Source organism: Formosa sediminum (genome assembly GCF_007197735.1).
Classification (GTDB): Bacteria; Bacteroidota; Bacteroidia; order Flavobacteriales; family Flavobacteriaceae; genus Formosa; species Formosa sediminum.
Map to the genome: position 1 here is coordinate 765,999 of NZ_CP041637.1, position 12,761 is coordinate 778,759.

Genomic DNA, 12,761 nt, shown 5'->3' on the forward strand with positions numbered 1-12,761 from the left:
ATTATAATGAAAACATATAAAAGTATATTAATGCTAGTCGTATTGTTAAGTGTATCCTTTTCTTGGGCACAACAAACGCCTGCATCTAAACAAAAGGAAGCCATTACCATTGAAGGGGCAACAGCCCATTTAGGTAACGGCGAAGTTATAGAAAACTCACTTGTCATATTCGAAGGCGGCAAAATAACCTTTGTTGGTGATGCTAAAATGAAAATTGCCAGAAAAGGGAAAACCATAGACGGAACAGGAAAACATATATACCCAGGTTTTATAGCTCCCACTAAAGCACTAGGATTAACAGAAATTGATGCGGTTAGAGCCAGTAGAGACGAAGATGAAATAGGAGAATTTATTCCGCATGTACGCAGTTTAATAGCCTATAATGCAGAGTCTAAAGTTGTAGAAAGCATGCGTCCAAATGGTGTATTGTTAGCTCAAATTACACCTCAAGGTGGAGAAATATCTGGAACCTCATCCATAGTTCAATTAGATGCTTGGAACTGGGAAGATGCCGCTGTAAAGGTAGACGATGGAATTCATTTACACTGGCCTAGTAGTTTTAGATTTAATCGTCGAGGAGATGATAGAGGTTATAAACCAAACGACAACTACCAAGAAAGCATTGCACAAATAACAAGCTTTTTACAAAGCTCTAAAGCTTATGGACAAACGAATGCAAAGGAAGAGCATGCTCCATTTAAAGCCATGCAAGGCGTCTTTAACGGATCTCAAAAGCTCTATATTTATGCTAATGGTGAAAAAGAAATTATAGATGCCATAACATTAGCAAAAAGTGAAGGTATTAAAAGTATTGTATTAGTAGGTGGTTATGAAGCCTATAAAATTACAGACTTCTTAAAACAACATAATATTCCTGTTCTAGTTCAGGCAACACATAATAGACCACGATTTGAAGATGAAGATTATGATTTACCTTATAAACTTCCAAAGTTACTTACAGACGCAGGGCTATTAGTAGGTATTCAGAATGCATCAGCAGATAATTTCCAAACCCGAAATTTACCATTTTACGCAGGACAAGTTGCAGGACAAGGCTTAGAAAAAGAAAAAGCGTTAGCATTAATTACTGGAAACACTGCAAAAATTTTAGGAATAGATGACAGCTATGGTACTCTAGAAACTGGCAAAAGTGCTACTTTATTTTTATCTAAAGGAGACGCTTTAGACATGAGAACCAATCAACTTTTAAATGCATTTATAGATGGGCGTGAAGTTTCTTTAGAAACACACCAAACAGAACTTTGGAAACGTTATATGACCAAATACGAAAACCAATAAATTCCAATAAACATTATACTGTAATATAAAAAAGAGTGAGACAAATAATCTCGCTCTTTTTTTATGCGTTTTAAACTATATTTTAAAACTCAAAGATCAATAGAGTATATAAAAGATAATCCTAAATAAGATAAACTATAACAAATTAACCTCTACATATGCTATTTTAACCTCATAAAAGCAATACCGTAAAAAGTTGGTTAAAATAAGATATAAAGTAGCCAATATCGATGTTTTGTAACCCCTGTTATACCACTACCTTTGAACCAGTTAAATAATCTAAAATATTTGAATTATGAAAAAAATTATGACACTTAGTATTTGCATGTTGGTAGCAGCTACCACTTTTGCATCAAGTTTCGCTAGTAACTTGTCATCTAATTTTGATAGAAGAAAGGACATGGAGATTACCTTAACATTAGACAATGTAGAAGCAGGACAACTATTATATATTAAAGATACTAAAGGAGTTATACTTTATAATAAAACGTTTAAAACTTCAGGAAGTGTAAATAATACTTTCGATTTTTCTACTTTACCAAATGGTACTTATTTTTTCGAACACGAAAAATCAAATCAAATTAAAGTAATTCCTTTCAATGTAAAATCAGGAAAAGTAAGTTACTCAGATACTAAAGAAACAATCTTTAAGCCCGTAGTAAAAGTAAAAAACAACTTGGTATACTTATCTAAATTAGAATTAGATAAAGAAGATGTAACGGTTACGCTTTCATTTGAAAATGAATATAACAGCTACAAAACCATTCACACAGAAAACTTTACTAATACAGCAAACATCCAACGCGTATACAATTTATCTGAAAATGTACCTGGAAATTACAAAGTTGTTATTAAAGCTAACGGTAGAGAATTCGCAGAATACTTTAGCATCTAAAACCTAATTAAACTTAAAATATATTAAGAGTGAACTTTTACAAGTTCACTCTTTTTTTGTTTCAATATTTATAATAACAAATAAATAGACGATATAAATAAACACACAGATATACTAAATCTTAAAAGCATTATTCTTTTAAAAATCCAGAAGATTACAGCTTATACAAACGACAAGATCTTTTTTTAAATACCAAATAGTTATAGACAACCCAATTATATAAATAAATTAAAAACAATAACTATTAAACATAAGTTATGATCACCATTTTAAATAATAACATATGTCAACATTATTTACAGATAATTAATAACGTTTATTAATCACATAAAGCTATTATATAACGTATTAACTCTAACCTATACTAAATTAACCCAATGCTACCCTAACTTAAATTTAATGGTTAAAATAAGATATAAAGTAGCCAATATCGATGTTTTGTAACGCCTGCTATACTACTATCTTTGAACCAGTTAAATAATCTAAAATATTTAAATTATGAAAAAAATTATGACTCTTAGTATTTGCATGTTGGTAGCAGCTACCAGTTTTGCATCAAGTTTCGCTAGTGACTTGTCATCTGATTTTGATAAGAGAAGAGACATGGAGATTACGTTAACATTAGACAATGTAGAAGTAGGACAACAATTATATATTAAAGACTCTAAAGATTTTATTCTATATAATAAAACATTTAAAACTTCGGGTAGTGTAAATAACACGTTCGACTTTTCTGCTTTACCTAATGGAACTTATTTCTTCGAACATGAAAAATCAAATCAAATTAAAGTAATTCCTTTTAAAGTTGAAACAGGAAAAGTAAGCTTCTCTGATGCTAAAGAAACAATCTTTAAGCCTGTAGTAAAAGTAAAAGACAATTTGGTTTACTTATCTAAATTAGAATTAGATAAAGAAGAAGTATCGGTTACACTTTCATTTGAAAATGAATATAACAACTATAAGGCCATACACACAGAAAAATTTACAAATACAGCAAACATTCAACGCGTATACAATTTATCTGAAAATGTACCTGGAAACTACAAAGTAGTTATTAAGGCTAACGGCAGAGAATTCGCAGAATACTTCAGTATCTAAACCTAATAAAATTCTGAATATCGAAAGAGTGAACTTTTACAAGTTCACTCTTTTTTTTGGCATAAACCATTCAGGAACCTAAACGTACAAAAGTTTAAGATAAAATAGATTTTTTTCTAGTGTTTAGACCAAAGGGTTTACTAGTTGTTACTAGTAAACTTTTTTGTTAAAGAGATACAACCATGTATTTCATGTATCAGTGTTAGAATTAAAGAGTATTTAGATGCTATTTCTATAACCATTTTATAAGGGTATAACTACCTTAACCTTCATTATATAAACAATTACCCTTAACATATGCTAAATTAACCCAACTAAATTTCTGCAGAAAAAAACTGGTTAAAATAAGATATAATATAGCCAATATCGATGTTTTGTAACACCTACTAAACGCATACCTTTGAATAAGTTAAATGATCTAAAATATTTGAATTATGAAAAAAATTATGACACTTAGTATTTGCATGTTGGTAGCAGCTACCACTTTTGCATCAAGTTTCGCAAACAACTTGTCATCTAATTTTGATGGAAGAAAGGACATGGAGATTACCTTAACATTAGACAATGTAGAAGCAGGACAACAATTATATATTAAAGATGTAAATGGTTTTATTCTTTACAATAAAACGTTTAAAACTTCAGGAAGTGTAAATAATACGTTCGATTTTTCAACATTACCTAACGGGACATATTTCTTTGAACATGAAAAATCGTATCAAGTAAAAATAATTCCTTTTAATGTAATTGAAGGCGAGGTAAGATTTGCACCAAACGAAAAAATAATTTACAAGCCTGTTGTTAAAGTAAAAAGCAACACCGTATTACTTTCTAAATTACAATTAGACAAACAAGACGTAACTGTTAGTCTTTTATTTGAAGACGACAACAATTTCAGAGTAATTAATACAGAAAAATTTACAAATACAGCAAATATCCAACGTGCATATAGCTTATCTAAAAAAGCGCCAGGAAACTATAAAATTGTTGTTAAATCTAACGGAAGAGAATTTGTAGAATATTTCAGTATCTAAATATTAGTTAAATTCAAAATAAAAAAAAGAGTGAACTTTTAGAAGTTCACTCTTTTTTTTACACTTTTTAACCTATATAAAATTATAATAGTAAAACACCCACTTAAATAAGCCTTTTAGTTTAATAAATTAGTGCGCTTTTTATTAAAACAAGTAAACTTTCTCCCTCAATCTTTAACATCTATTTGTAAGAAAAATTTGCTATTAACAGCATTCTAATATGTGGTTAATCATTTAGTTAATTTAGTACAAATCAAAAAAACTACGTTTAGGCTAGCATGTCCTATTATATCTAAGATTATCCAAAACATATACTAAATTAACTTAATAATTAAGCAACATTAATTTAATGGTTAAAATAGAACATAAACTAGCCAATATTGGCATTCTACAACAACACCTAACACCTTATCTTTGAATAAGTTAAATAATCAAAAAACACAAAAAAACTTAATTATGAAAAAAGTAATCACACACAGTATTTGCATGTTAGTTATGATTACTAGCATCGCAACAGGTTTTGCCAGCAACATCTCTAGTTTAAAAGCTGAAGAAAAAAGCATGGAAATTACGTTAACTTTAGACAATGTAAAAGAAGGACAACAATTATTTATAAAAGATATTGATGGTACAATACTTTATAAAAAGGTTTTAGATAAAAAAGGAATTTTTAGCAACACATATGACTTTACGGCTTTACCTGCTGGAAGTTATTATTTTGAACACGAGAAAGATTTTCAAATTAAATTAATTCCTTTTAAAGTAACTTATAACAAAGTGACTTTTGATAAAGCAAATGAAAAAACCATTTTCAAGCCTGTACTTAACGTAAAAGATAGTTGCTTATATTTCTCTAAATTGGATTTAGAGAAAGGAACCGTTAAAATAAATATTTTTCACGACAATGAAATTGAAAATACTGGATACCATTTAGTGCACTCAGAAAATTTTAAAAATGCATTAAAAATAGAGCGTATCTACAGTTTAACTTCTACCAACAAAGGAAACTACAAGGTAGTTATTAGTGCTAATGGTAGAGATTTTGTTGAATATTTTAGCATATAAGTATTAAAATATTACTAGTTCTAAACTAACCTACAAAAAAAGTGAATCTTAAACAGTTCACTTTTTTTATATCTATTTTCCTGTAAAATTTGCTTTTCGTTTTTCTAAGAATGCAGAAGTGCCTTCTTTAAAATCTTCGGTTGCAAAACATCTACCAAAAGCTTTAATTTCTTTCTTATAACCGTTTACCCCTGTTTTAAAACCTGCATTAATAGCTCGTATCGCCTCTGCAATGGCTTTAGGAGAATTCTTTTTAATTTTATTTGCAATACCATCACAAAAAGATAGTAAATTATCTGAAGCTACAACATGGTTTACTAAACCATACGCTAAAGCTTGTTCAGCATTAATCATGCCTCCTGTTAGTATCATTTCCATAGCACGACCTTTGCCTACTAATTGAGGCAAGCGTTGCGTACCGCCATAGCCAGGAATTACACCTAAAGACACTTCTGGTAGTCCCATTTTAGCATTTTCACTAGCAACTCTAAAATGACACGCAATTGCCATTTCTAAACCACCTCCCAAAGCAAATCCGTTAACAGCAGCAATTACTGGTGTAGATAAATTTTGAATAAAATCGAATAACAACTCTTGACCTTTAGCTGCAAGTTTTGCACCTTTTTCTTCATTAAAATTAGCAAACTCACTAATATCTGCACCTGCTACAAAAGCTTTATCTCCGCTCCCAGTAACTATTATAACTAAGGTTTCATGGTCTTCTTCTGCTATTTTAAAAGCATAATGTAACTCTTTAATTGTTTCTTTATTTAAAGCATTAAGCTTAGAAGGTCTATTAATAGTTATTGTAGTGATGCCCTCGTTAAACTGAGATATAATAGTTTTAAAAGTCATAATTTATGTTTTTGGAAATGTTACTATAAACGTTGTGCCTTTATCAAGTTGTGAATTAAATGTTATATGGCCATTATACGTTTCAAGAATATTTTTTACCATGGCTAAACCTAATCCCATTCCACCAGATTTAGTCGTAAATTTTGGCTCGAAAATTTTGGTTTCATTACCTTCAGTAATTCCCGTTCCGTTGTCTGAGACCGTTAATTTAACAATATTGTCTTGTAAAGATACGTGCACTACAATTTTAGGAATTCGGTTATCTGGAATAGCCTGTATAGCATTTTTTACTAAGTTAGTTACAATCCTAATTAATTGAGTTTTATCGAATGTGGTTATAATCTCCTCACGTTCGGCAAGAAATACAATATAGTCTTTATTAAAAATATCTAAAGACAAGCGCACTGTATTAACCACATTAATGGTTTCATTTTGCTGAGCGGGCATATTCGCAAAATTTGAAAATGCAGACGCAATAGAACTCATGGTATCTATTTGCTGAATTAAAGTTTCTGAGTATTCTTCTACCTTGTGATAAATATCTGGATCATCTGGACTAAACTTACGCTGAAAATTTTGAACACTTAGTCGCATAGGCGTTAAAGGGTTTTTTATCTCGTGTGCCACTTGTTTTGCCATCTCTCGCCACGCCTGTTCACGTTCACTTTTAGCTAATTTTTTAGCACTATCTTCTAATTGATCAATCATACTATTATAAGATCTTACCAAAGTCGATATCTCTTCACTTGCATCTTCAACATCTATACGTGCATTTCGTTTTTCTAGTGTTGTAGTATTAATTTTATCACTTATTGTTTTTATAGATTTAGTGATATAATTGGCTAAAAAGAATGCTATTGCTGTAGCTAGAGCTAGCATAAATAAATATGCATAACTAATACGCTCTAAAAACTCATCTAACTCTTTAGATAGAAAATCGTCGTCTTCTAAATAAGGTAAATTAAGAATTGCTAAAGGCTTAAATTTTTGATCTGTAATATATGAGTAAGACGATTGATAAATTATATTATTTTCACTTCGCTTTTCAACATACGTATGTTTAGCCGTATTGGAAAGTGTATTTAAAATATCTACATTTATACAATGTACAGAAGAGTCTTGAGAAAAACCTGCTCTAGACGAGGTTAATATAGAACCATCTAAATCGTAAATATTAATTTGAAGATTATGTATGTTTGCTATTTCATAAATTTTTTCTTTAAAAATATATGGAATGTTTTCTGTTTTAACTTCAAAAGAGGTTTGTTTAACAATAAAATTAATATGAGATTTTATGTTTTTCTCCTTACGTTCTAGTCGCTGCTGATGATAATCTATAGCTTCTTCTCCATATTGATAGATTGCTACCCCAACAATTAAAATTGAAGCTAAAACTACTACAAAAAGCATAGCCACAAAAATGCGAAGTCGTAAGGATATTTTTTTAAGTTTCATATTATAATAACGTACGCTAAACTCAACAATAATCAAGCCATTGTTTTAAGCATTAGGATTTTTTGCACGTATACGCTTATAAACTTTAAAACCTAGCATTATTAGCACACCAAGTACTACGATACCAAGTACTCCAAAAATCCAATTAAAACTACTTTTTAAAATAACCAAAAACACCACTGCAAAAAGAATAAACGTTGCACCTTCATTCCAGAGGCGCATATAATTCGATGTTTTTCTAACGTCATCGCGCTGTAACTGTTTATAATATTGGTGCGTTTTTAAATGATAGATAATAAGTAGTATAACAAAACCCAATTTTACATGCATCCATGATTCTTGCAACCAAGCTGGCATTAAAATAAGTAACCAAATTGCAAAAAAAGTAGCCAAAATAGCCGATGGCCAAGTTATTATATTCCACAATCGTTTACTCATTAACTTTAATTGTGCGCCTAATATTTCTTTTTCGGGCGATGGTTTATGAAACGATTCTATTTGATATACAAACAATCTAGGAATATAAAAAAGACCCGCAAACCAGGTAATAACAAAAATGAGATGAAGCGATTTTATGTAGTTATAATATTCCATAATATATGCTTAAGTTGAAATGGTTTGCTTATTAATAAGATCCGATTTGATTTCCTTATTTAAAAAATATCCGGTAACAATAGTAGACAATATATCTGAAATAGGAAATGACATCCAAACTCCTAATTCACCATAAAAATTTGGTAAAATTAAGATTAGCGGAATAAAAAAGAATCCTTGGCGTGTTAAAGTAAGAAGTAATGCCGGTTTTGCTTTCCCTATTGCTTGAAAATAAGCAGCTCCAATTAACTGCAATGCAATAATAGGCGTTGCAGCAAATACCCAACGCATAGCTTGAGGTGTTTCTCGTACCACGTCTGGATCTTGAGTAAACATTTTAGTGATACTTTCTGGAAATACCATTAGTAGTATAAACACAAGTGTTGCTAGACAAGCGGCATATTTTATAGCTGTATTTATAGATAATCTAACCCGATCGTATTGCTCTGCACCATAATTGTATCCTGCAATAGGCAAAAACCCTTGTGTAACTCCCAATACAGGAAATAGGGCAAACATAAGCATGCGTCCAACAATAGCATATGAAGTTACAGAAACTTCTCCACCTATATCAAATAGAATATTATTCATAAATAAATACGTTACACTAACTACAGCCTGACGTGCTAATGTAACGAAACCTAAAGATCCTATTTCATTAATGGTTTTTAATTTTAATTTTAAATGTGTCCAATTAATATTTAAAACCGTCTTTTTATTTAAAAAGAAATACCAAACAACATACAAAAAACCTAGCAGATTTGATCCTGTAGTTGCCCAAGCGGCACCAGCCATACCTTGATCTAGAAGATTTATTAAAATATAATCGAATATGAGGTTTCCTATAGCAGGAACCATCATCGCATACATTGCAAATTTAGGGTTACCTTCTGCACGAATAACATTATTCCCAACCATAGATAATCCCAAGAAAGGAACACCATATAGAACTATAGTATAATAAACTTTAGCAGGATAAAAAATATCGCCTTTACCTCCAAAAGCAAGAATAATATTATCTTTAAAAAGAAGTCCTACAGAAACAAATAAAAATATTAAAAACAAAGTTAAAGTTATCTGATTACCGAATGTAGATAACGCCTTTTCTTTATTCTTTGCCCCTAAAGCTCTAGAAATAATTGAAGAGCCACCAATACCTATAGACATCCCTAAAGCTGCTATAAAAAAAGACACTGGCAAAACAACGTTTATAGCAGCAATGGCAATAGATCCTATCCAGTTTCCAACAAATATTGTATCTACCAGAACATTTAGAGACATAACTAAAATACCTATTGATGCAGGTACAGATTGCCTAATTAAAAGTTTACTTATAGGTTCTGTACCTAAATCTGCCGATATTTTTCCTTTCATACAGTTATTATTTCACCTTAGAGTCGGCCCAATTATTAATCCATTTTCCTAGTAAATCAGACCACTCATCTTCATCGTTTAAACACGGTACTGTAGTAAACGCTTTTCCTCCAACTTCATGAAAAAGTTCTTGCCCTTCCATGGCTATTTCTTCTAAAGTTTCTAAACAATCACTTACAAAAGCAGGTGTAATAATGGCAATATTTTTTATTCCTTCAAGTCCTAAACGCTCAATAGTTCTATCTGTGTAAGGTTGTAACCATGGATCGAATCCTAATCGGGATTGGAATGATGTAGAAAACGCGCCGTCCTGAAAGCCTAGCTTCTCTCCAACCAATCTAGTAACCTCTAAACATTGATGCCTGTAACAAAACTCGTGTGCTTTTGATGGTGTTTTGCAACAAGATCCATCTAATTTACAATGCGATTTGGTAACATCACTTTTTTTAATGTGGCGCTCGGGCACACCATGGTAAGAAAACAATACATGGTCGTATGTTTTTCCCGCTAAATGTTTTTTTATTGAATTACTCAACACCTCAATATAATCAGGTTTATTATAAAATGCTGGTAAATGATCTATTTTTAGATTTGGAAAATGTGCTTGACGGATTTCTTCTGCTAAAACCAAAATGGTTTCTGTTGTAGCCATCGCAAATTGTGGATATAGCGGAATTAAAAATACTTCTTCTACGCCTTTATCGACCAACTCTTGCAAGCCTTTTTGTATAGTCATTGTTCCATAACGCATAGCTAATGCAACAGGATAATCTACTACATTTTGTACTTTAGCTTGTAAACGTTCAGAAATTACAATTAAAGGCGATCCTTCATCCCACCATATTTTTTTATATGCTGCTGCAGAAGCTTTAGGTCTAGTTTTTAGTATAATACCCTTAACAAGAGCGGCTCTAGCAACATATGGTAAATCTATAACACGTTCATCCATTAAAAATTCACCTAAATATGTTTTTACATCTTTTGGTGTAGGACTCTCAGGAGACCCTAAATTAACTAATAATATTCCTTTTTTCATATTACAAAAGTACAATAGAAATTGTGATCATACCACACTACAATCATAGTATTATCTTATTTCATATTCACTCAAATTGATAAGATTTTAAGCTGTAAGTCAAAAAAAATTACTTAGTGTTAGCTTTATATTTTTGCTGATAATTTTGAGTTTCATGATACGTATTACTATTACAATCCTGAAAAATTCCGCAAGACACACCTGGTCTTACTAAAGATTGAGATTCTTGTTGTCTAGACCAAGCTTCGATTTCTGGAGATAAATACTTCATAGTAAATAATTTAGATGATATTAAAGACTATATAAATTAACGATTTAAACAATATGCAATACCACCTAATAAGTGGTTTATAAATTTTGGGTCTGTATAGGCTTCTTTGGTATGACCGAGACCCGTGTAAAAACTACGTCCGCCATCAAATTCCTGATACCACGCAATCGGGTGATAATCTTTATTTTTACCACCTGAATAAGACGTTTCATCAAGCAATAAAACCGGATGAATATTGGGGCTAATTGTTTTAAAGTTATACCACTCATCAAAATGAGACCATGTGGAAGGCAGGTGTTTAGTAGACACATGTGAGGCGTCTACAACTTTTAACTTGGCTTCACAAGCTTTTGGATGATCCAGAAAATAAGCTCCTACAAGTTTACCATACCAAGGCCAATTAAACTCGGTGTCTGATGCAGCATGAACACCTAAAAAACTCCCTCCATTATTAATGTATTTTTTAAAATGTTCTTGTTGTTTTACATTTAGTACATCACCTGTGGTATTAAGAAAAATAACCAATTTGTAGCGTTGCAAATCTTCTGCATTAAAGACCTCTGAATATTCTGTATGAGTAACACTAAAATTATGATCTACACCTAAACTTTCCAATGTTTGCACACCAATTTCTATAGCCTTATGCCTATAACCTTCGGTTTTTGAAAATACTAAAACCTGATCTGAAGACTGACTAAACCCAGATACCCAAGCTAAGATAAAAACCAATATAAACTTCATAGTCTTAATTTATAGATTGTAAATATTTTTTGGGGGTTGTTCCATATTTCTTTTTAAAAGCCGATATAAAATGACTAGAAGTACTATATCCTACTTTAAGTCCAACTTCGTTTACATTTAAACCTCCTGTTTCTAACAGTTTTCTGGCTTCTTCCATTTTATAATCAAATAAAAAGCTAAACACAGAGTCACCATAAATTTGCTTAAACCCTTCTTTAAGTTTTTTAAGACTTAACCCTATTTCGTCTGCTAATTCCTGCAAGCTTGGAGGTTCTGCCATTCTTGAAATTATAATATCCTTAGCTTTTCTAATTTTTATCACATTAGTTTCATCTACCAAAAACGGACATTGTTCTGTATCTGCATCTTCACTCCTATTAAAGTAAAGACTTAACAATTCATACGCTTTACCTTTAAAATAAAGGTTTTTAATTGAATCGTTTAAATTATAATGAATCATTTGGGTAAGTACAATAGCCATTGATGGTGAAATTTTACCATCTTTATAATATTTTTTATCTTTATTATCGTGACTTAAAAAAGTAATATAATCGGCTTCTTGAGAAAATAACCCATGAAACTCTTTTATAGAAATTAAGATAGTTACCAACCAAGAATTAGGATTAACCTCTAAATGTATAGGTAAATCTTGTTGCGGGTTATAAAGTAACAACGAATTTTCTTCATTTATATTCAAAGTATAGCTCCCTTTATTAAACTTAAAAGCAGCAGATCCCTTTAAACAAAAATGAAATTGTATAAAACTACTATCAATAGCTTTCTCTAAAACCTCAACTTCAAGCCCCTCATTTTGATAAGTTAACACTAAAAACCCTTGATCTATAAAGGTTTCTTTAAAAGTTCCTACAGCGATATTTTTTTCTCTCATATGCTCTATAAAATAAATCCATTTTATTTAGACTTCTTCTAAACAAACTATAACGAAAACGTTGTTATACTAGCAAATGTATGATATTTATTAGATTAGATTAAAAAAATAAGTTAAAAAACCAGAAACGACACTAAAAGTTCTTTCAGCGTTATTTT

At 30.8% G+C, this 12,761-nt stretch carries 13 protein-coding genes; 5 read left to right on the forward strand and 8 right to left on the reverse strand.

Annotation, left to right across the window (positions count from 1 at the left end; translation table 11 throughout):
- The first annotated feature begins 6 nt into the window (after nucleotides 1-6).
- The 5 genes from FNB79_RS03445 (at nucleotide 7) to FNB79_RS03465 (ending at nucleotide 5,388) form a co-directional block, all read left to right on the forward strand.
- Nucleotides 7-1,299 (forward strand): amidohydrolase family protein, encoded by a 1,293-nt coding sequence (locus tag FNB79_RS03445; protein ID WP_143379973.1) that lies wholly within the window; start codon nucleotides 7-9, stop codon nucleotides 1,297-1,299.
- A gap of 295 nt (nucleotides 1,300-1,594) precedes the next feature.
- Entirely contained in the window at nucleotides 1,595-2,194 is a 600-nt protein-coding gene (locus FNB79_RS03450) for a hypothetical protein (protein ID WP_143379974.1), read from the forward strand.
- A gap of 498 nt (nucleotides 2,195-2,692) precedes the next feature.
- Nucleotides 2,693-3,292 (forward strand): hypothetical protein, encoded by a 600-nt coding sequence (locus FNB79_RS03455; protein WP_143379975.1) that lies wholly within the window; start codon nucleotides 2,693-2,695, stop codon nucleotides 3,290-3,292.
- Between the two features lie 434 nt (nucleotides 3,293-3,726).
- A complete protein-coding gene (locus FNB79_RS03460) occupies nucleotides 3,727-4,323 on the forward strand; it encodes a hypothetical protein (RefSeq protein WP_143379976.1) in 597 nt (198 codons plus the stop codon).
- Between the two features lie 456 nt (nucleotides 4,324-4,779).
- On the forward strand, nucleotides 4,780-5,388 hold the full coding sequence (locus FNB79_RS03465; RefSeq protein ID WP_143379977.1) for a hypothetical protein: 609 nt from the start codon (nucleotides 4,780-4,782) through the stop codon (nucleotides 5,386-5,388).
- A gap of 72 nt (nucleotides 5,389-5,460) precedes the next feature.
- Here FNB79_RS03465 and FNB79_RS03470 read toward each other — a convergent pair whose 3' ends face one another.
- The 8 genes from FNB79_RS03470 to FNB79_RS03500 all read right to left on the reverse strand — a co-directional run bounded on the left by FNB79_RS03470 (nucleotide 5,461) and on the right by FNB79_RS03500 (nucleotide 12,603).
- The gene (locus FNB79_RS03470; protein ID WP_143379978.1) at nucleotides 5,461-6,243 is read right to left on the reverse strand and encodes an enoyl-CoA hydratase/isomerase family protein; all 783 of its coding nucleotides are present in this window, start codon (nucleotides 6,241-6,243) and stop codon (nucleotides 5,461-5,463) included.
- A 3-nt stretch (nucleotides 6,244-6,246) separates the two neighbouring features.
- Entirely contained in the window at nucleotides 6,247-7,698 is a 1,452-nt protein-coding gene (locus FNB79_RS03475; protein WP_143379979.1) for a sensor histidine kinase, read from the reverse strand.
- Between the two features lie 45 nt (nucleotides 7,699-7,743).
- Complete coding sequence (locus tag FNB79_RS03480; RefSeq protein ID WP_143379980.1) at nucleotides 7,744-8,292, reverse strand: CopD family protein; 549 nt, start codon at nucleotides 8,290-8,292, stop codon at nucleotides 7,744-7,746.
- 9 nt (nucleotides 8,293-8,301) lie between these two features.
- Nucleotides 8,302-9,666: an MATE family efflux transporter gene (locus tag FNB79_RS03485; RefSeq protein WP_143379981.1), complete on the reverse strand. Its 1,365-nt coding sequence runs from the start codon at nucleotides 9,664-9,666 to the stop codon at nucleotides 8,302-8,304.
- A gap of 7 nt (nucleotides 9,667-9,673) precedes the next feature.
- Nucleotides 9,674-10,702, reverse strand: coding sequence for a ferrochelatase (hemH, locus tag FNB79_RS03490; RefSeq protein ID WP_143379982.1), 1,029 nt, complete (start codon nucleotides 10,700-10,702; stop codon nucleotides 9,674-9,676).
- A gap of 109 nt (nucleotides 10,703-10,811) precedes the next feature.
- Complete coding sequence (locus tag FNB79_RS17150; RefSeq protein ID WP_185967832.1) at nucleotides 10,812-10,973, reverse strand: hypothetical protein; 162 nt, start codon at nucleotides 10,971-10,973, stop codon at nucleotides 10,812-10,814.
- A 36-nt stretch (nucleotides 10,974-11,009) separates the two neighbouring features.
- Nucleotides 11,010-11,714 (reverse strand): ThuA domain-containing protein, encoded by a 705-nt coding sequence (locus FNB79_RS03495; RefSeq protein ID WP_143379983.1) that lies wholly within the window; start codon nucleotides 11,712-11,714, stop codon nucleotides 11,010-11,012.
- A 4-nt stretch (nucleotides 11,715-11,718) separates the two neighbouring features.
- Nucleotides 11,719-12,603 (reverse strand): helix-turn-helix transcriptional regulator, encoded by an 885-nt coding sequence (locus tag FNB79_RS03500; RefSeq protein ID WP_143379984.1) that lies wholly within the window; start codon nucleotides 12,601-12,603, stop codon nucleotides 11,719-11,721.
- Between the last annotated feature and the right edge of the window lie 158 nt (nucleotides 12,604-12,761).